The sequence below is a fragment of the Pseudomonas sp. B21128 genome, from assembly GCF_044218865.1.
Taxonomy (GTDB): Bacteria; Pseudomonadota; Gammaproteobacteria; order Pseudomonadales; family Pseudomonadaceae; genus Aquipseudomonas; species Aquipseudomonas iridis.
The window spans coordinates 5,310,167-5,327,094 of record NZ_CP162590.1 but is presented as its reverse complement, the minus strand read 5'-3'; the positions used below and the strand labels follow the sequence as shown (position 1 = coordinate 5,327,094).

Genomic DNA, 16,928 nt, shown 5'->3' with positions numbered 1-16,928 from the left:
CAACCACGTTGCAGTAGTACTTTGGCCAGTCAGGCCCGGGGCGGGAATACGGAAAGTCTATCCATCTATCCGAGGGGGACGATTCATGAGCACAGCCTATCAAGAAGACATCAGCAGCAATGTTCTGCGCCGCATGAAAGAAGGCGGTTTCGATTTTTCCCGATTCCATCCCATCGAGTTCTACGCGATTTTCCCGGACGAGGAGCGGGCGCGCAGGGCAGCAGGAAAATTTCGCGGTGAATCCATCAATGCCCAGGTCAGCGCGCGCGACGACGGCGCCTGGTCTCTGGAATTGAGCAAAGTGATGTACGCAACCTATGACGATATTGGCGATTTCGAGCAGGGCTTTTCTGCCGTGGTCGAGCCGTTGGGCGGCATCATCGAGGGCTGGGGCGTGAAGCAGGAGGTGCGCAGTCGCTACCGTCTGAACTGATCTCTTGCCTGAACGTAAGCAACGGCTGGCCTTTGGGTCGGCCGTTGTTGTTTGTGAAAATCAAAAGATCGCAGCCTTCGGCAGCGCCTGCAGGTGATCGCCGTATGAGCGGCCGCAGGCTGCGGTCTTTTGCTTTCAAAACGTTTCACACAGGCAAAAAAAAGCCACCGGAGAGGGTGGCTAAAGGGAAGACCGATAAGGAGAGGAAACCGGTCAGGGTCAAGGCTTTGCGGGCTGCATTGGCAGTGCGGATCAGTGGGGCTGAAGCCTTCTGCGTAGAAGTCAGCTCAGCGAATGCGCGGATTATCCGTAGCTGACGCCAAGCAGTGAAATCAACTCTGACTATGCTGGTGATAGGCGATGCAGTGCGTCGCAATGAAGCGGGGGCGATCAGGCGGGGGCATTTGCCGCACAGGAATGGTGCGGCGCCTGCGACGTGAATATCCAAGCGATTGATATCAAAGCGTTTATGCCGATGGCACGGGCCTTGCGAAGGCCTGTAGGTCCGGGTGACAAGGAGTACGGCATGATCCGCACCTATTTTGATGAGATGTACGATGCCGGCGGCCAGGTTCGCCCGCATTACCGGGAATTTGCCCGTTGGCTGGCCGACACGCCTGATGAACTGCTGGCGCAACGGCGACGCGAGGCCGATCTGCTGTTCCATCGCGCCGGGATTACTTTCACGCTCTATGGGGACGAGCAGGGCACAGAGCGACTGATTCCTTTCGACACCATTCCGCGCAGCATTCCTGCCAGCGAATGGCGGATCGTCGAGCGCGGCTGCATTCAGCGGGTCAAGGCGTTGAACATGTTCCTCGCCGATCTCTATCACGAGCAGCGCATCATCAAGGCCGGGATCATTCCCGCCGAGCAGGTGCTGGCCAACGAGCAGTATCAGTTGGCGATGCAGGGGCTGGATCTGCACCGCGACATTTACTCGCATATTTCTGGCGTCGATCTGGTGCGCGATGGCGACGGCACCTATTACGTGCTCGAAGACAATTTGCGCACCCCGAGCGGCGTGAGCTACATGCTCGAAGACCGCAAAATGATGATGCGCCTGTTCCCGGAACTGTTCGCCGCCCAGCGCATTGCACCGATAGACCATTATCCGAACCTGTTGCTCGACACCCTGAAAAGCTCCAGCCCCATCGATAACCCGAGCGTGGTGGTGCTGACGCCGGGGCGCTTCAACAGTGCGTTTTTCGAGCATGCGTTTCTGGCGCGAGAGATGGGTGTTGAACTGGTGGAGGGCGCGGACCTGTTCGTGCGTGACGACAAGGTCTTCATGCGCACCACCGACGGCCCGAAAGCCGTGGACGTGATTTACCGCCGCCTCGACGATGCGTTCCTCGATCCGCTGGCGTTCAACCCGGACTCGATGCTCGGTGTGCCGGGGCTGCTGTCATCCTACCGCTCCGGCAATGTGGTGTTGGCCAACGCCATCGGCACCGGCGTGGCGGATGACAAATCGGTCTACCCGTTTGTCACCGACATGATCCGCTTCTATCTCGATGAAGAACCGATCCTGAAAAACGTGCCGACCTGGCAATGCCGCAACCCGTCTGAACTCTCCCACGTGCTGGCCAATCTTCCAGATCTGGTGGTCAAGGAAACTCAAGGCTCCGGCGGTTACGGGATGTTGGTGGGGCCGGCGTCGACGAAGGCGGAAATTGACACCTTTCGTGAGCGCATCAAGGCCAAACCTCACGCCTATATCGCACAACCGACGCTGTCACTGTCGACCTGCCCGACTTTTGTCGAAAACGGCATTGCGCCACGTCATATCGACTTGCGCCCGTTTGTCTTGTCGGGGCGTGAAACCCGGGTCGTACCCGGTGGTTTGACCCGTGTCGCGCTGCGTGAAGGCTCTCTGGTGGTGAATTCCTCCCAGGGCGGCGGAACCAAGGACACCTGGGTGGTCGAGGATTGAAGGAAGCTTGCCATGTTAAGTAGAACTGCCTCGGATCTGTATTGGATGTCGCGTTACCTGGAGCGGGCGGAAAACCTCGCACGGATGCTCGACATCAGTTATTCGCTGTCGCTGATGCCGCAGGACGGTCGCGGCGACGGTCTGCACGAACTGGCGATGCCACTGTTGATCACCGGCACGCTTGACGATTATCTGGAGCGCCACGGTGCGCTGCATGCCGAACGCCTGTTGCATTTCTTCGCCCTTGATGCGGCCAATCCGGCGAGCATCTACAGCTGCCTCGGCGCGGCGCGAGCCAGTGCTCATGCGGTGCGTGGGCGTATCACGGCGGACATGTGGGAAAACATCAACGCCACGTGGCTGGAGATTCGCGGGATCGCCGAGCAGGGGCTCAGCCGTTATGGCATGAGTCGTTTCTGCGAGTGGATCAAGGAGCGTTCGCACCTGTTTCGCGGTGCGTCCTACGGCACGATCATGCGAAACGATGCGTTTCGTTTTATTCGTCTGGGCACTTTTATCGAGCGCGCAGACAACACGTTGCGGCTGCTCGATGCGCGCTACGAAATGGCCGGCGATCAGGCCGAAGCCGTCAGTGACGGCACTGCTCACGCGTATTACCAGTGGAGTGCGTTGCTGCGAGCGTTGTCATCATTCGAGGCTTACACCGAAATCTATCGTGACGCCCCGGGTGCGCGGCATGTCGCCGAGCTGCTGCTGTTGCGTGCCGACGTGCCGCGTTCGCTGCGTGCCTGCACCGAGGAGATCGACCAGATTCTCGCGCAGTTGCCCGGTGCCAACGGGCGACCGGCGCAACGCCTGGCGGCAGAAATGGACGCGCGCCTGCGCTACACCGGCATCAACGAAATTCTCGAGGAAGGCCTGCACGCCTGGCTGACCGAATTCATTCCGCTGGTGCGCCAGTTGGGTAACGCCATTCACAGTTCCTACCTGGAGGCTGCATGAGACTTTCGATTAGCCACGAGACCACCTATCACTACGAGGATCAGGTGCGGGCGAGCATCCAGTACCTGCGGCTGACCCCACACGACAGCGAGCGTCAACATGTGCTGAGCTGGCAGCTCGACCTGCCGCGCCCGGTGCGCGCGCAACTCGATCCGTTCGGCAACATCCTGCATGTGCTGACCATGGACGAGCCGCATGAAGCGATCATCATCGGTGCACGTGGTCAGGTTGATATCGACGAATTGCGCGAGGCTGAACACGAGAGCCAGTCAGCGCTGCCGTTTCTGCGCTTTACCCGGTTGACCGAGGCTGACGAGGCATTGCGCGGGTTTGCGGAAAAATCCTGCAAGCAACGCCGCGACCGCACGGCCCTCATCGACTTGATGCACGGTCTGAATCAGCACATGACCTATACGCCCGGCTCTACCGCGGTCGACACCAGTGCCATGCAGGCCTTCGCCGGACGGGCGGGCGTCTGCCAGGACCACACCCATGCGTTTCTAGCGTGCGCACGCAGTCTCGGGATTCCCTCGCGGTATGTCTCGGGGTATCTGTACAGCGAGGATTGCGAACACCTGGCCAGCCATGCCTGGGCCGAAGCCTGGCTGGATGACGCCTGGTACAGTTTCGACGTGACCAATGAGCTGGCGCGACCGGAGCGACACTTGAAGCTGGCGGTGGGTCTGGATTATCTGGATGCCTGTCCGGTGCGCGGGATGCGCCGGGGCGGCGGGTGCGAGCAGATGCATGCGAAGGTATTCGTATCGCCGACCCCAGTGATCTCTGTCCAACAACAGTAGATTCGGGAAACCGCTATCGCTGGCAAGCCAGCTCCCACAGGTTATGCGCTGACGGTGAATCAGTGGTGACCCAGTGGGAGATGGCTTGCCAGCGATGAGGTCAGTGATAACCACCCAAGGCTCAAGGTATCAAGGCTTAACCTTGCGCCCCACCATGTGTTTCAGATACCCCACTAACATCTGCAAATCCTCCTCTGGCAGCACCTGTGCCGAAAACCCTGGCATCTTCGCCTGAGGCCATTGGCGCAAACTCTGCGGATCACGGATGTATCGCTTTAAGAAGTCCGCACCGAAATACTCGGTCGGGTTGTACGGAATATTCAGATCCGGCCCAAACTGCGCATCCCCCGCACCGTTAAGGCGATGGCAAGCCAGGCAGTTCTTCTGAAACAGCGCGAACCCCTGATTCACCGGGTCATCTGCTTTCAGTGCAGGGTCCGGCAACAGGGCCGGGAAGCGCTCAGCCACGGGTGCCATGCGCTTGATGCTGGCGACCTCGAACGGCCATTGCTCCGGGCTGATGTTGCCGGCCTGTGGATCGGTCCACACCAGATAGAACGGCCCGGCGCTGTGCTTGCCCGCCGACAATGGCGGCCACGGATGCGCGGGGTCTTCAATCGCCAGCCAGGCACGCGAGCCTTGGGTGTTGAGCAGCGGCGCTGCTGCCAACTCGGCGGCAAAGCCATCCAGCGCCACCGCTTGCAGATGGTCTTCAGGTTTGATTCCGGCCAGTAACGCCGCCATGGGCACGGCGCGATACGTCATGTCCTTCTTGTAGGACACATCGTCTTTTACCGTGAGGGTTTGCACCTGAGGATGCTTGAGTAGCTCCTCGGTCTGCCAGATGCGGCTGTTTGCGCCCAGCTGTAAATCCAGCTGTGCGGCTGACAAGGGCATGCTTAGCAGCAAGGCCCCGAACACAATGAGCGCTTTCAAATAATCGCCGTCCATGCCGTGCAAATGTGCAGAGATTGGCACAGCCACGCTGGCCCGGGTAGCGGGCCAGGGACATTTTCCAGTGGCGATAACCAGCAACTGTTTCTTGATTCAGCCGATCACCTTGGTCAGGTTCGGCAAAATCAGCAACAGTGTCGTGGCGAAAAGAATGAGCCCTGCTTGACGAACTTTCGGTTGCTTGAACATGGCTTGACCGCCTTTTTGTTATTTCCTGATGCCTGCCTGCATATCCATGACGGCAAGCGATGCACTTCCTGTTAAAGAACGCCTGCCTCGGCAAAACCCGACGACAACGACGTACATGTTCTACCTTAGGGCCCGCGTCACGCTTGGCTTAGATCCATTTAATATGGCGCTGCAGCTATCAGCGATTAAAAAGGTATGAGGCGTATTGCCAGCTCCGTCGCCGGCCGCTTGCTAGACAACTCGCCGACCTGAACCGGTTCACCCGATCCCTGATGACCGTCCGTCTGAGCGCGTGCGTCAACACCATTGAGCGCTGTGGTCATTGAATCCTTGAGCCCGCAGGCCAAGAGTGGGAGCACAAGAATTCACTCACCGCCCAGGTTCGAGGACGTCATGACCCAAGCTTTGATTTTCGATGCATTACGCACGCCGCGCGGCAAAGGCAAGGCTGATGGTGCCCTGCACAGCGTCAAACCGGTGACCCTGGTGGCCGGGTTGCTGACTGCGTTGCAACAGCGCACGGCGCTGGACACCAGCCAGGTCGATGACGTGGTGCTGGGCTGCGTCACGCCGATTGGCGATCAAGGCTCGGACATCGCCAAAACCGCCGTGCAAGTGGCCGATTGGGACGTCAGCGTGGCGGGCGTGCAGATCAACCGTTTCTGCGCCTCGGGTCTGGAAGCGGTAAATCTCGGCGCGATGAAAGTGCGTTCGGGATTCGAGGACCTGGTGGTGGTCGGCGGCGTCGAGTCGATGTCACGCGTGCCGATGGGCAGCGACGGCGGCGCCTGGGCGCTCGACCCGCAAACTAATTTGCACGGCCACTTCACCCCACAAGGTATCGGCGCCGACCTGATCGCCACCCTTGAAGGCTTCAGCCGTCAGGATGTCGATGCCTACGCGCTGCACTCGCAACAGAAAGCGGCACGGGCACGGGCCGATGGCTCGTTCAACAAGTCACTGGTGCCGGTGCAGGATCAGAACGGCATCATCCTGCTCGATCACGATGAATTCATTCGTGCCGAGTCGACCCTGGAAGGGCTTGGCAAGCTCAAGCCGAGTTTCGAAATGATGGGCCAGATGGGTTTCGACGCGACGGCGCTTCGGGTTTACAGCCATGTCGAACGGATCAATCACGTACACACCCCCGGCAACAGCTCCGGGATCGTCGATGGCGCGGCGCTGATGTTGATCGGTTCCGAAGCCAAGGGCCGGGCGCTGGGCTTGCAGCCACGGGCGCGGATTGTCGCCACGGCGGTGACCAGCACCGACCCGACCATCATGCTCACGGGCCCCGCGCCGGCCACCCGCAAGGCACTGGCCAAGGCCGGCCTGCGCGTGGAAGACATCGACCTGTTCGAGGTCAACGAAGCGTTTGCTTCGGTGGTGTTGAAGTTCATCAAGGACATGGCCGTCGATCCGGACAAGGTCAACGTCAACGGCGGTTCCATCGCGATGGGCCATCCGCTCGGCGCCACCGGATGCGCGATCCTCGGCACCTTGCTCGATGAACTGGAAACCCGGCGCCTGCGCTATGGCCTGGCGACGCTGTGCGTCGGCGGCGGCATGGGCATTGCCACCATCATCGAACGCCTCTGAGCCCCGAATTCAAGGAACCTTGTTATGAGCGAAGCCATTCGTTACGAAAAAGGTCAGGACGGCATTATCGTCCTCACCATCGACATGCCGGGCCAGAGCGCCAACACCATGAACGCCGTGTACCGCGAGGCAATGGCCGCCTGCGTCGCCCGGCTTGTGGCTGAAAAAGACAGCATTGCCGGGGTCATCATCACGTCAGCAAAGAAAACCTTCTTCGCCGGCGGCGACCTTAATGAACTCATCAAGGTCGGCAAGCCTGAAGCCAAAGCCTTCTACGACATGGTGCTGACCCTCAAAGGGCAATTGCGCACGCTGGAAACCCTCGGTAAGCCGGTGGTCGCGGCCATTAACGGCGCGGCGCTCGGCGGCGGTTGGGAAATCTGTCTGGCGTGTCATCATCGCGTGGCACTGGACGATGCGTCGGTGCAACTTGGCCTGCCGGAGGTGACCCTCGGCCTGTTGCCGGGCGGCGGCGGGGTAGTGCGCATGGTGCGCATGCTCGGCATCGAGAAAGCACTGCCGTATTTGCTCGAAGGCAAAAAGGTCCGTCCGCAACAGGCTTTGCAGGCCGGATTGATCGATGAGCTGGCGGCCGATCGCGATGAGCTGCTGGCCAAGGCGCGTGCCTGGATCGTTGCCAATCCGACGGCGGTACAACGTTGGGATGTGAAGGGATATCAGATTCCTGGCGGCACGCCGTCGAATCCGAAAGTCGCGCAGATGTTGGCGATTGCGCCGTCGATCCTGCGCATCAAGACCCAAGGCACGTTGCCGGCGCCGGAGAAAATTCTCTGCGCGGCGGTGGAAGGCGCGCAGGTGGATTTCGACACCGCGCACTTGATTGAAACCCGCTACTTCACAGAGTTGACCACCGGCCAGATCTCTAAAAACCTGATCGGCACGTTCTGGTTTCAGCTCAACGAAATCAACGCCGGTGGCTCGCGGCCGCAGGGCTTTGCGCCGTTCGTTACGCGTAAGGTCGGCGTGCTCGGCGCCGGGATGATGGGCGCGGGGATCGCTTTTGTCAGCGCCTCGGCGGGTATCGAAGTGGTGCTCAAGGACATCAATCTGGCTGCTGCCGAAAAGGGTAAAGCGCATTCGGCGGCGTTGCTGGACAAAAAAGTTGCCCGTGGTCAGATGGATGCCGCGCAGCGTGAGGCAGTGCTGGCGCGGATTCTTACCAGCGAAAACGATGCTGACTTGTCGGGTTGTGATTTGATCATCGAGGCGGTTTTTGAAGACCGCGAACTCAAGGCCAAGGTCTCTTCGGCGGCGCAGAAAGTGGTCGGCGCCGACGCCGTGATTGCCTCCAACACGTCGACCTTGCCGATCACAGGGTTGGCGACGGCGGTACCGGATCAAAGCAAATTCATCGGCCTGCATTTCTTCAGCCCGGTGGAAAAAATGCCGTTGGTGGAAATCATCAAAGGCGCGCAAACCAGCGACGAAACCCTTGCTCGCGGGTTTGATTTCGTCCTGCAAATCAAGAAAACGCCGATCGTGGTCAACGACAGTCGCGGCTTCTTCACCTCGCGGGTGTTCGGCACGTTCACCAATGAAGGCATCGCCATGCTCGGTGAAGGTGTGAGCGCGCCGATGATCGAGACCGAAGCGCGCAAGGCCGGGATGCCAGTCGGGCCTCTGGCGATCTCCGACGAAGTTTCCCTCAGCCTGATGAGCCATATCCGCAAGCAAACCGCCAAGGACTTACAAGCAGAAGGGAAACCGCTGATTGAACACCCGGCGTTTGCCGTGATTGACTTGCTGCTCAACGAATACAAGCGCCCGGGCAAAGCCGCAGGTGGCGGATTCTACGAGTACCCGGCCGGGGGGCAGAAACATTTGTGGCCTGAATTGAAGACGCACTTCGAGAAGGCTGACGGGCAGATTTCGCCGAAGGACGTGCGTGACAGGTTGCTGTTTGTGCAGGCCATCGAAACCGTGCGCTGTGTGGAGGAGGGCGTGCTGACCTCGACGGCGGATGCCAACGTCGGCTCGATCTTCGGCATCGGTTTTGCGGCATGGACTGGCGGTGCGTTGCAGTTCATCAACCAGTATGGAGTCAAGGATTTCGTCGCCCGAGCGCAGTATCTGGCCGAACAATATGGCGAGCGTTTCGCACCGCCTGCGCTGCTGCTGGATAAAGCGGCAAAAGGTGAGATGTTCTAAGGGCGACGAGCATTCCGGGGCTTGCCTTGCCAGGGTGTTTCAAGGCAGGCTCTGAGGTGTTCATTATTCCCATCATGTGTCAGGTATTTTTTATGTCGCTACGCATCTGCATTCTGGAAACCGACATCCTGCGTCCAGAACTGGTCGATCAATATCAGGGTTACGGGCAGATGTTCCAGCGCCTGTTCTCGCAGCAACCGATTGCCGCCGAGTTCACGGTGTACAACGTGATGCAGGGCGAATACCCGAGCGACGACCTGACGTTCGATGCGTATCTGGTCACTGGCAGCAAGGCCGATTCCTTCGGCACCGACCCGTGGATCGAGACCCTAAGGGAATACTTGCTGAACCGCTACGAGCGTGGCGACAAGCTGCTCGGCGTGTGCTTCGGCCATCAACTGCTGGCGTTGTTGCTGGGCGGCAAAAGCGAACGCGCCACGCAAGGCTGGGGCGTCGGCACCCACAGTTACAAACTCGCGGCAAAGGCTCCGTGGATGAGCCCGGTGCGTGAAGAGCTGACGCTGTTGATCAGTCATCAGGATCAGGTCACTGCGCTACCGGAAAACGCCACGGTGATCGCATCCAGTGATTTCTGCCCGTTTGCGGCGTATCACATCAATGACCAAGTGCTGTGCTTCCAGGGCCACCCGGAATTTATCCACGACTACTCGCGCGCGTTGCTGGATTTGCGTCAGGAAGCCTTGGGTACGCAGATTTACAGCACGGGCGTGGCGAGCCTGGAGCAGGAACACCATGGTGCTACGGTCGCGGAATGGATGATGCGGTTTGTGGCGCACAAGCCTGAAGCTGCCTGACTGCAGATCAAAAGATCGCAGCCTGTGGCAGCGCCTACAGTGGGATAAAGTACAACCTGTAGGCGCTGCCGAAGGCTCGGGCCGCGATCGGACGATCGTTTGCTTTTACAACCACCCTGATTTCTTGAAACTCGCCCACAAACTCACACAACCCACCGTGATAAATCCCAGCACGCCAAAATAGCCGTAATGCCAGCTCAGCTCCGGCATGTTCTGGAAATTCATCCCGTAAATCCCCGCCACCGCCGTCGGAAACGCCAGAATCGCCGCCCACGCGGCAAACTTGCGCTGCACCACGCTCTGCCGTGACGCTTCCAGCAACACGCCAATCTCGATGGTCTGGCTGGCAATGTCCGCCAGTGTCGTCAGGTCTTCCATTTGCCGCGTTACATGGATCTGCACGTCGCGGAAATACGGGCGCATGTTCTTGTCGATGAACGGGAAGCTGAGTTTTTGCAGTTCCTCGCTGATCTCCACCATTGGCGCGGCATAGCGGCGCAGACGCACGACATCACGGCGCAATCCGTGAAGCTTCTGAATGTCGTGTTCGTTCAACGCACTGCACAGCACGTTGCGCTCCAGCTCATCAATTTCGGCGTGGATCGCTTCGCCCACGGGCTGATAGTTTTCGATGACAAAGTCGAGCAGCGCATAAAGTACGAAATCTTCCCCGTGCTCCAGCAACAGCGGACGCGCCTCACAACGTTGGCGGACATGGGCGTAGGACGCCGAGTGACCGTTGCGTGCGGTAATGATGTAGCCCTTGCCGGCGAAGATATGGGTTTCGATGAACTGCAGAATCCCGTGTTCACGAATGGGCGAGTAGGTGACGATAAACAAAGCGTCGCCGAAGGTTTCCAGCTTCGGTCGGCTGTGTTTTTCCAAGGCATCTTCGATGGCCAATTCGTGCAGGTTGAATTGGCGTTGCAAATTGGACAGCTCCTGAGCGTCCGGCTCTTCCAGACCGATCCACACAAAGTGACCGGTCTTCGCGGCCCAGGCCGCGCCTTCATCAAGGGTAATGTTGGTGACTTTTTTGCCCTCGCTGTACACCGCAGCAGCAACAACTCGACCCATGGTGGTGATTCACTTCTTCTTGGCAGATGACTGGGAGACCAGGCCTCAGCTTAGCCTTGTCGCTGCTTGAGAGTCAGTGAAATCTGCACAGTTCACCCGGCGAAAGAAAACCCGCACAGGGCGGGTTTGTTTTTCAGGCGGCTTGCAGTTGGTGATCCAGCGCTTCGATGCATTCGCGCATCTGCTCGCGGCACTGCTCGATGAGCATGGGCATGTCGTCCATGGTCAGCCCGGCAGTAGGAATGGCCGGCAGCGAGCGTATGAGGATTTTCCCGCTGCGCCAGCGGTTCAGGCGCATGTGCTTGACGTAGCTACTGACACACACCGGAACAATCGGCACACCGGCAGCAATCGCCATCTGGAACGCGCCTTTCTTGAACGGCAGCAGCTCTTCGCCGAGGTTGCGCGTGCCTTCGGGGAACACCCAGATTGAGGTCTTTTCGTTCTGCAAGGTATTCGTGGTAGTCACCATCGACTGGCGAGCTTTTTGCGCATTGCCTCGGTCGATCAACACGTTACCCGCCAGCCAGAACAACTGCCCGAACAACGGCACCCATTTCAGGCTCTTCTTGCCAATGCACACGGTACGGCGCGGCACGACATTGCCAAACACGAACAGATCATAGTTGGACTGGTGGTTCGCAATGATCACGCAACTGTCGGGCTTGTTCATCAACCCGCTGACGTCGGTCTTCACTCGCAAACGCAAAATGCACATCGCCGGCAGAGCGTAGAGGCGGGCGCACAGACGGCTGTTGTCCGGATTGAATGGACGGCACAGGCCGAGAACAACCCCAAGCACACCCGCGAGAATAAAGTGCAGGCCCATCAACAACATACGAAACACAAACAGCATTTTCAGGCCCCACCGGCGCAAAAGGTGGCGCAGTGTACGGATGTGCACTGTTTTCGGCAATTGCCACTATAGAGTCCGGAGATAGCCGATGTTTAAGCGCATGTTTCCAAGCCGTTCGTCAGACGCGTCCTAGAGCAGCCGCGGCATGTTCAACCCCGCGTGTAAGAAAAAGCCCGACACGACGGTCGGGCTTTTCTTCATCGCGTGAGCCGGGTTTAACCCAGATGCTCCTGATCCTGGATGATCGCGTTATCCAGGGTTTCCAGCAGCGCCTTACGCACCTTCAGTTTGGTGTTCTTGTGCGCGGTCATGTTGATCTTCTTCAATTGACGTGCGGCGGCGAGCGCGGCGCCTTGCAGTTCCTCGGCGGCAACCACCTTGTCGAGGAAGCCGGCATCCACAGCACTTTGCGGATCGAACATCTCACCGTTGATCACCGAACGGTGGAACGCCGAGCGACGCAGGCGGTCACGGGCCAGTTCGATACCGGCGTGGTGCATGGTCATGCCGATCTGCACTTCGTTCAGGCCAATGCTGAACGGGCCATCGACACCGATGCGGTAATCGGCAGACAACAGAATGAACGCGCCTTTGGCCACGGCATGACCCGGGCAAGCAACGATCACCGGGAACGGGTGAGAAAGCAGACGACGGGCCAAAGTCGACCCCGCGGTGACCAGCGCCACGGCCTCTTTCGGGCCAGCGGTCATCACTTTCAGATCATAGCCGCCGGACAAAATGCCTGGCTGACCGGTGATGATCACGATGGCACGATCAGTCACTGCCTGATCCAGCGCCGCGTTGAACGCCGCAATCACGTCCGGGGAAATGGCATTGACCTTGCCATTGCTCAAGGTCAGGGTCGCGATACCGTCTTCGAGGTGGTAGGAAATCAACTCACTCATGACGCTATTCCTTGTAAGAAAGATGGGCAGACGTTACCCACCACCGCAGGCCAGGTAAAGCGCCGTGACTGACCCGCTGGTCACCGTTTCCCGGGGCAGCCAGCGTGGTGAGCCATTCTGCTTCTATATAGAAGGCGCGCACTCACCGGAGATTGGCCGGTTTGCCATGGTCCGCCGATGGGGAAAACCACTTTTTCTCTTAACCGCATGAAAATTCTGAAAAAAAGTTTGCCATCAGAAAAGCTTTCGACTACATTAGCGCGCCTCGACAGACAGAACATGTTTGAAGAGATACGGTGAAGTGTCCGAGTGGCTTAAGGAGCACGCCTGGAAAGTGTGTATACAGGAAACTGTATCGAGAGTTCGAATCTCTCCTTCACCGCCAAATTTAGTAAACACAAACCCCTGATTTCGAAAGAAGTCAGGGGTTTTGTGGTTTCTGGTGTCTGGAATTTGCCGACGTGCGTGATGTGGTCGGCTGAATTCTGGTTTGAGCATTACAATCGCGGTTTTATTGCCAGTAAAAGGACGACGTTCATGATCATCTCCACCACTCACGCCATCGAAGGCCGGCAGATCACCGCGTATCTGGACATTGTCAGTGCCGAGTCGGTGCAAGGCGTCAATGTGATCCGTGACATGTTCGCCGGTATGCGCGACTTCTTTGGGGGGCGGTCGCAAACGCTGGAGAGAGCATTGAAAGAAGCTCGCATTCAGGCCACCGACGAGATCAAGGAACGAGCGCGTGCCTTGCAGGCAGATGCGGTGGTCGGGCTGGATTTCGAGATCAGCATGCCGGCGGGCAAGGGCGGCATGGTTGTGGTGTTCGTGACGGGTACAGCGGTGAAGTTGCGCTGAGCGAGCCGCTGCGGCGTTGAATGTTTGTAGGCCATTCGTCGGGCGTCGGCCGATCTGAATAACAAGTCCAGTAATGACCGGCTAGTCTCAAAAGTCTGAGGGGCCGATACTTTTCAGGCGAGAGGGTTTTGCCGGTGTCGACCTGTTACGAAGGGGAGATGGCATGACTCAACCGTATATCGAAGACGATGGCGCTGAATTTTCCTTTAACAACTGCGTCCGCTGCGGACAGAGCGAGTACCAGTCGGGCTTTGGCGAAGACACGATTCAGAACGCCAAGATCAAATCCGCAGCGCCGAAAGGGCCGAAGGCGAAATTTCTTCCCAAGGTGATGGCCCGGGCCAGAAAATAAGCTTTCTCGACATGACCCCGTCATTAAACGGGGTTTTTTACGTCTGATCGCTGACCGCCGATACATTCTCAAGATGGTTTAAAGAACTGCTTTTTTTTCACAAACTTTTCACGTAGTCCGGATTAAGGTGAAGCCATCCGTTAGAAAGCAACTCTCCAGCCCGTCTCCCCAGCGGGCTTTTTTTTGCCTGCCGTAAAACCTTTTCCAGAATCGCGGTCAAATCGGCGCCAAGTGCTCGCTGTGCTTTGTTGCCGTCTGGACGTTTGCCCTCTGGCGACATTAAATCCCGGTCTTTTTTTGTCATCTCTGTTTTTGAGGTTTTCGTCATGCGTTTAACACTCCCTGCTTTGGTTCTTGGCCTTTTCTTTATTCAAGGAGCAATGGCTGCCGGCGATGGCACGGCGGCATTGGGCGGTGGCCTGGGCGGTGCGCTGGGTAATGTGGTCGGTCAGAAAATGGGCGGCAGCACTGGTGCGGCGATCGGCGCGGGCGTAGCAGGCGCAGCGGGCAGTGCGGTGGCGGCACGCAAGGGCAGTCGGACCAAAGCGGCCATTGGCGGCGGTGTCGGCGCGGCCGGCGGTTCGGTGATTGGCAACAGCCTCGGCGGCCGAAATGGTGCGACCATCGGTGCAGGCTTGGGTGGTGCAGCTGGCGGTGCGGTGGGCAGCAACCTGTCCAAAGGCCACAAGCGTCACTGAGATTGATTGCCTGTCAGAAAAAGCCCGACTTGATGTCGGGCTTTTTGGTTGCTGAACGTTTTTCCCGCTAGTGCCTCCAATAGCTTATAAGCCCTTGTACGGGCGGACTGTCCCGCTTCGGGAACTGTGAGGTTCAAATGCGATTGTCATTATCTGCACTGTTTTTCGGATTGCTGGTTGCTCAAGGCGCGATGGCTGCCGGCGACGGCACCGCCGCCGTCGGTGGTGGCTTGGGTGGTGCGTTGGGCAACGTGGTTGGCGGACAACTCGGTGGTAGCACGGGCGCTGCGGTGGGTGCAGGTTTGGGCGGCGCGGCGGGCAGTGCCGTTGGGGCGGATAAACGCAGTCGTACGGAAGCCGCTATTGGCGGCGGCCTCGGTGCCGCCGGCGGTTCAGTGGTCGGCAATAGCCTGGGCGGGTCAACCGGTTCGGCCATCGGTGCAGGCTTGGGTGGCGCGGCAGGTGGTGCTGTTGGCAACAACCTGGGTGACGATGGCGGTAAGTCTCATTCCGGTGGTGGTCATAAACACAAGAACAAGCATAAGAACAAACATCGTTGATTGATGTTTAAACAGAAACCCGGCCCTGCGCCGGGTTTTTCGTTTCTGCTCATCGGACTCGGGAACGATTGGCGGCAGGGCGTTTCGAACGTCATACACTCCCCCGAAATCCCGAGGTATGCCATGACTCCCGAAACTGAAGGCAAGGAAGAAAAAGGTTCAAGCGGGCTGCCGTTCATCAACGATCCGGGGAATGAAGATCCGGGGTCGGTTATGGACGATGCGACGGTGCCGCTAAATGATTCGGATGATGCACTGGATGGTGAGTATGACGAGGAGGAGGATGAGCAGTGACCGAAGTTCGTTGGATGCACGTGTTGGCAGCGTGAAATCCGAATCTTCAGGGCCTGTGTTTTTCAGGCCCTTTGAGAGGTGTGAAATGAGTGGTGAGTTGAAGAGCGATGAGGTCGATGACACGCCGGAATATCCGTTGCCTTCGCCTACGGATCCGTTGGGGCGAGATGATTTGCCGCTGGAGGATGAGGAGGGCGATGATTCAAGTGAAGATGCTCCTGAAGACTAATGATTGGTCAAATACTTCTTTTTTTCAGTAAAAGATTAATGTGTTCTAGCCATTCGACCCCATTCGGCCATTCATGCCAATAGCAGTAATAACATCCCATTTCTTTCAATAGGAAGTTTCGTAAGTCAGGCTCTGCAAGATTCAAAGTCAGGAGTGCTGCAATTTCCTTCGCTACATCTAGGATTATGGCTGCTTCGGAATCTGTAGTGAACGACATGATAATGTCATCTGCCAAATCGGATTCACACATCCAGTCTTGATGGAAATATGCGCCGAGGAACTGAAAAAGCTCAGGGAAGGAATCATTTGTCATTTGCGATGCCTTGGACGGTGAGTGTTACGGGGAGGATGAGTAGTGAGGTGTTTTTGTAGTGAGTTGAGCGTTTGTATTTGTTCTTAAGGGCCTGAGTTAATAGGCCCTTTTTTGTGGTTGTGTCTAATCGGTTTCTTTTGGGTCAGTCAATACATACAGGTTGCTGATGGCTGACATTTTTTTGATTTTCTTAAGCTTTATATATTCTTCGAGTTCTTTTTTAATGATTTCTTCGTCGCAGTATTTTTTATGTTTGGATGGTCTTTCACGGGCAAAGTTGTATAGGCGCCAAGTATCAAACCCATTAATTTCACCATTAGGGCCATAGTCGAAATCTACGCTTCCTGTCGATAAATTGATGCGGCAGCCAATGCCATGTAATTCATATTTAACGCCTCGAGCGACTTTTCCGCATCGCTTTATTGCATTGGTGCGCCAAAGCCTTCGAATGTCTCGAGTGCCAAATTTGCACTCAAGTATCAGCGTGCTGGACTCCACCATGGAGATAAAGTCATTTATCAGAATTTCCAAAGTTTCATTTTGATCGCTCATCTTCTTCTCCGATGCTCCAATCTGTCTAAACCTACGTTGTTTGCTGACTCTATTACCTCTTCAATACTATTTAGAGATCTGTCGTACTTTAAGAGATCGGTTATGAGCCTAATTGTCACATTTGTCGAAGTTTGCCGTGCAGCTGCTGCGCGATGGTGTCCGTCCAGAATATATAGGTTGCCGTCGTGTTCTATGACGTCGATGGGGACTTCTGGGTCGTATCCGTTGCGCATTTTGTTTTTATAATCCTCGACTGTCTTGGTTGAAGTCTTTCCCTCTATTGTATGTACTCGCTTCAAAGTTTTTGGATCTATATTGTGAGCAATGGCCGGTAGGTTCGGCTCACCCTCATCTACCTTAGCGCCACTGACATCAC

The 16,928-nt window shown here is 57.3% G+C and carries 21 protein-coding genes and 1 tRNA gene; 14 read left to right on the top strand and 8 right to left on the bottom strand.

Features of this window, described 5'->3' with window-relative positions:
* The first annotated feature begins 85 nt into the window (after positions 1-85).
* The 4 genes from AB4P91_RS23990 to AB4P91_RS23975 all read left to right on the top strand — a co-directional run bounded on the left by AB4P91_RS23990 (position 86) and on the right by AB4P91_RS23975 (position 4,132).
* Positions 86-433 (top strand): ribonuclease E inhibitor RraB, encoded by a 348-nt coding sequence (locus AB4P91_RS23990; protein ID WP_042558460.1) that lies wholly within the window; start codon positions 86-88, stop codon positions 431-433.
* Between the two features lie 526 nt (positions 434-959).
* Positions 960-2,369 (top strand): circularly permuted type 2 ATP-grasp protein, encoded by a 1,410-nt coding sequence (locus AB4P91_RS23985; RefSeq protein WP_150595633.1) that lies wholly within the window; start codon positions 960-962, stop codon positions 2,367-2,369.
* Positions 2,370-2,381: 12 nt separating this feature from the next.
* Positions 2,382-3,332: an alpha-E domain-containing protein gene (locus tag AB4P91_RS23980; protein WP_007914063.1), complete on the top strand. Its 951-nt coding sequence runs from the start codon at positions 2,382-2,384 to the stop codon at positions 3,330-3,332.
* The gene (locus AB4P91_RS23975; RefSeq protein ID WP_042558462.1) at positions 3,329-4,132 is read left to right on the top strand and encodes a transglutaminase family protein; all 804 of its coding nucleotides are present in this window, start codon (positions 3,329-3,331) and stop codon (positions 4,130-4,132) included. Before AB4P91_RS23980 ends, AB4P91_RS23975 begins: the two co-directional genes overlap by 4 nt.
* 129 nt (positions 4,133-4,261) lie before the next feature.
* Here AB4P91_RS23975 and AB4P91_RS23970 read toward each other — a convergent pair whose 3' ends face one another.
* Positions 4,262-5,083: a cytochrome c gene (locus AB4P91_RS23970; protein WP_150595647.1), complete on the bottom strand. Its 822-nt coding sequence runs from the start codon at positions 5,081-5,083 to the stop codon at positions 4,262-4,264.
* A gap of 585 nt (positions 5,084-5,668) precedes the next feature.
* Between AB4P91_RS23970 and AB4P91_RS23965 the strand changes: the two genes are divergently transcribed.
* The 3 genes from AB4P91_RS23965 (at position 5,669) to AB4P91_RS23955 (ending at position 9,858) form a co-directional block, all read left to right on the top strand.
* The gene (locus AB4P91_RS23965; protein ID WP_395603850.1) at positions 5,669-6,874 is read left to right on the top strand and encodes an acetyl-CoA C-acetyltransferase; all 1,206 of its coding nucleotides are present in this window, start codon (positions 5,669-5,671) and stop codon (positions 6,872-6,874) included.
* A gap of 24 nt (positions 6,875-6,898) precedes the next feature.
* A complete protein-coding gene (locus tag AB4P91_RS23960) occupies positions 6,899-9,043 on the top strand; it encodes a 3-hydroxyacyl-CoA dehydrogenase NAD-binding domain-containing protein (protein WP_395603849.1) in 2,145 nt (714 codons plus the stop codon).
* Between the two features lie 92 nt (positions 9,044-9,135).
* Complete coding sequence (locus tag AB4P91_RS23955) at positions 9,136-9,858, top strand: amidotransferase (RefSeq protein WP_150596978.1); 723 nt, start codon at positions 9,136-9,138, stop codon at positions 9,856-9,858.
* Between the two features lie 105 nt (positions 9,859-9,963).
* Here the strand turns inward: AB4P91_RS23955 and AB4P91_RS23950 are convergent, their stop codons facing one another.
* The 3 genes from AB4P91_RS23950 to AB4P91_RS23940 all read right to left on the bottom strand — a co-directional run bounded on the left by AB4P91_RS23950 (position 9,964) and on the right by AB4P91_RS23940 (position 12,696).
* Positions 9,964-10,935, bottom strand: coding sequence for a magnesium and cobalt transport protein CorA (locus AB4P91_RS23950; protein WP_042558467.1), 972 nt, complete (start codon positions 10,933-10,935; stop codon positions 9,964-9,966).
* A gap of 133 nt (positions 10,936-11,068) precedes the next feature.
* Complete coding sequence (locus AB4P91_RS23945; protein ID WP_150688924.1) at positions 11,069-11,791, bottom strand: 1-acyl-sn-glycerol-3-phosphate acyltransferase; 723 nt, start codon at positions 11,789-11,791, stop codon at positions 11,069-11,071.
* Between the two features lie 215 nt (positions 11,792-12,006).
* A complete protein-coding gene (locus tag AB4P91_RS23940) occupies positions 12,007-12,696 on the bottom strand; it encodes a crotonase/enoyl-CoA hydratase family protein (RefSeq protein ID WP_150595638.1) in 690 nt (229 codons plus the stop codon).
* Positions 12,697-12,991: 295 nt separating this feature from the next.
* On the opposite strand from AB4P91_RS23940, the gene AB4P91_RS23935 reads away from it, so the two are divergent.
* The 3 genes from AB4P91_RS23935 to AB4P91_RS23925 all read left to right on the top strand — a co-directional run bounded on the left by AB4P91_RS23935 (position 12,992) and on the right by AB4P91_RS23925 (position 13,906).
* Positions 12,992-13,081 (top strand) — tRNA-Ser (locus tag AB4P91_RS23935).
* 152 nt (positions 13,082-13,233) lie between these two features.
* Positions 13,234-13,554, top strand: coding sequence for a YbjQ family protein (locus AB4P91_RS23930; RefSeq protein ID WP_047300625.1), 321 nt, complete (start codon positions 13,234-13,236; stop codon positions 13,552-13,554).
* A 163-nt stretch (positions 13,555-13,717) separates the two neighbouring features.
* On the top strand, positions 13,718-13,906 hold the full coding sequence (locus AB4P91_RS23925) for a hypothetical protein (protein ID WP_150595639.1): 189 nt from the start codon (positions 13,718-13,720) through the stop codon (positions 13,904-13,906).
* A gap of 97 nt (positions 13,907-14,003) precedes the next feature.
* On the opposite strand, the gene AB4P91_RS23920 is transcribed toward AB4P91_RS23925, so the two are convergent.
* The gene (locus tag AB4P91_RS23920; RefSeq protein WP_150595640.1) at positions 14,004-14,234 is read right to left on the bottom strand and encodes a hypothetical protein; all 231 of its coding nucleotides are present in this window, start codon (positions 14,232-14,234) and stop codon (positions 14,004-14,006) included.
* On the opposite strand from AB4P91_RS23920, the gene AB4P91_RS23915 reads away from it, so the two are divergent.
* The 4 genes from AB4P91_RS23915 to AB4P91_RS23900 all read left to right on the top strand — a co-directional run bounded on the left by AB4P91_RS23915 (position 14,233) and on the right by AB4P91_RS23900 (position 15,687).
* Positions 14,233-14,604, top strand: coding sequence for a glycine zipper domain-containing protein (locus tag AB4P91_RS23915; RefSeq protein WP_150595641.1), 372 nt, complete (start codon positions 14,233-14,235; stop codon positions 14,602-14,604). The two genes, AB4P91_RS23920 and AB4P91_RS23915, sit on opposite strands and share 2 nt — an antisense overlap.
* A 137-nt stretch (positions 14,605-14,741) precedes the next feature.
* Positions 14,742-15,164 carry a YMGG-like glycine zipper-containing protein gene (locus AB4P91_RS23910; protein ID WP_115148196.1) on the top strand — a complete coding sequence of 141 codons (423 nt, stop codon included), beginning with the start codon at positions 14,742-14,744 and terminating at the stop codon, positions 15,162-15,164.
* Positions 15,165-15,287: 123 nt separating this feature from the next.
* Positions 15,288-15,458, top strand: coding sequence for a hypothetical protein (locus AB4P91_RS23905; protein ID WP_164488108.1), 171 nt, complete (start codon positions 15,288-15,290; stop codon positions 15,456-15,458).
* 85 nt (positions 15,459-15,543) lie between these two features.
* The gene (locus AB4P91_RS23900) at positions 15,544-15,687 is read left to right on the top strand and encodes a hypothetical protein (RefSeq protein ID WP_191624089.1); all 144 of its coding nucleotides are present in this window, start codon (positions 15,544-15,546) and stop codon (positions 15,685-15,687) included.
* A 7-nt stretch (positions 15,688-15,694) separates the two neighbouring features.
* On the opposite strand, the gene AB4P91_RS23895 is transcribed toward AB4P91_RS23900, so the two are convergent.
* The 3 genes from AB4P91_RS23895 to AB4P91_RS23885 form a co-directional block, all read right to left on the bottom strand.
* Complete coding sequence (locus AB4P91_RS23895) at positions 15,695-16,000, bottom strand: contact-dependent growth inhibition system immunity protein (protein WP_150595642.1); 306 nt, start codon at positions 15,998-16,000, stop codon at positions 15,695-15,697.
* 123 nt (positions 16,001-16,123) lie between these two features.
* Complete coding sequence (locus AB4P91_RS23890) at positions 16,124-16,552, bottom strand: DUF6896 domain-containing protein (RefSeq protein ID WP_150595643.1); 429 nt, start codon at positions 16,550-16,552, stop codon at positions 16,124-16,126.
* Positions 16,549-16,785 (bottom strand): ParB N-terminal domain-containing protein, encoded by a 237-nt coding sequence (locus AB4P91_RS23885; RefSeq protein ID WP_395605002.1) that lies wholly within the window; start codon positions 16,783-16,785, stop codon positions 16,549-16,551. The genes AB4P91_RS23890 and AB4P91_RS23885 overlap by 4 nt, the downstream gene beginning before the upstream one ends.
* Positions 16,786-16,928 lie beyond the last annotated feature (143 nt).

What these genes read in the sequence shown, in the direction of transcription:
- AB4P91_RS23905 (WP_164488108.1), top strand. Translation starts at nt 15,288, where the DNA reads ATGACTCCCGAAACTGAAGGCAAGGAAGAAAAAGGTTCAAGCGGGCTG.
- AB4P91_RS23990 (WP_042558460.1), top strand. Translation starts at nt 86, where the DNA reads ATGAGCACAGCCTATCAAGAAGACATCAGCAGCAATGTTCTGCGCCGC.
- AB4P91_RS23970 (WP_150595647.1), bottom strand. Translation starts at nt 5,083, where the DNA reads ATGGACGGCGATTATTTGAAAGCGCTCATTGTGTTCGGGGCCTTGCTG.
- AB4P91_RS23980 (WP_007914063.1), top strand. Translation starts at nt 2,382, where the DNA reads ATGTTAAGTAGAACTGCCTCGGATCTGTATTGGATGTCGCGTTACCTG.
- AB4P91_RS23910 (WP_115148196.1), top strand. Translation starts at nt 14,742, where the DNA reads ATGCGATTGTCATTATCTGCACTGTTTTTCGGATTGCTGGTTGCTCAA.
- AB4P91_RS23890 (WP_150595643.1), bottom strand. Translation starts at nt 16,552, where the DNA reads ATGAGCGATCAAAATGAAACTTTGGAAATTCTGATAAATGACTTTATC.
- AB4P91_RS23975 (WP_042558462.1), top strand. Translation starts at nt 3,329, where the DNA reads ATGAGACTTTCGATTAGCCACGAGACCACCTATCACTACGAGGATCAG.
- AB4P91_RS23885 (WP_395605002.1), bottom strand. Translation starts at nt 16,785, where the DNA reads ATGCGCAACGGATACGACCCAGAAGTCCCCATCGACGTCATAGAACAC.
- AB4P91_RS23960 (WP_395603849.1), top strand. Translation starts at nt 6,899, where the DNA reads ATGAGCGAAGCCATTCGTTACGAAAAAGGTCAGGACGGCATTATCGTC.
- AB4P91_RS23895 (WP_150595642.1), bottom strand. Translation starts at nt 16,000, where the DNA reads ATGACAAATGATTCCTTCCCTGAGCTTTTTCAGTTCCTCGGCGCATAT.
- AB4P91_RS23950 (WP_042558467.1), bottom strand. Translation starts at nt 10,935, where the DNA reads ATGGGTCGAGTTGTTGCTGCTGCGGTGTACAGCGAGGGCAAAAAAGTC.
- AB4P91_RS23945 (WP_150688924.1), bottom strand. Translation starts at nt 11,791, where the DNA reads ATGCTGTTTGTGTTTCGTATGTTGTTGATGGGCCTGCACTTTATTCTC.
- AB4P91_RS23925 (WP_150595639.1), top strand. Translation starts at nt 13,718, where the DNA reads ATGACTCAACCGTATATCGAAGACGATGGCGCTGAATTTTCCTTTAAC.
- AB4P91_RS23965 (WP_395603850.1), top strand. Translation starts at nt 5,669, where the DNA reads ATGACCCAAGCTTTGATTTTCGATGCATTACGCACGCCGCGCGGCAAA.
- AB4P91_RS23900 (WP_191624089.1), top strand. Translation starts at nt 15,544, where the DNA reads ATGAGTGGTGAGTTGAAGAGCGATGAGGTCGATGACACGCCGGAATAT.
- AB4P91_RS23985 (WP_150595633.1), top strand. Translation starts at nt 960, where the DNA reads ATGATCCGCACCTATTTTGATGAGATGTACGATGCCGGCGGCCAGGTT.
- AB4P91_RS23920 (WP_150595640.1), bottom strand. Translation starts at nt 14,234, where the DNA reads ATGACGAAAACCTCAAAAACAGAGATGACAAAAAAAGACCGGGATTTA.
- AB4P91_RS23930 (WP_047300625.1), top strand. Translation starts at nt 13,234, where the DNA reads ATGATCATCTCCACCACTCACGCCATCGAAGGCCGGCAGATCACCGCG.
- AB4P91_RS23915 (WP_150595641.1), top strand. Translation starts at nt 14,233, where the DNA reads ATGCGTTTAACACTCCCTGCTTTGGTTCTTGGCCTTTTCTTTATTCAA.
- AB4P91_RS23940 (WP_150595638.1), bottom strand. Translation starts at nt 12,696, where the DNA reads ATGAGTGAGTTGATTTCCTACCACCTCGAAGACGGTATCGCGACCCTG.
- AB4P91_RS23955 (WP_150596978.1), top strand. Translation starts at nt 9,136, where the DNA reads ATGTCGCTACGCATCTGCATTCTGGAAACCGACATCCTGCGTCCAGAA.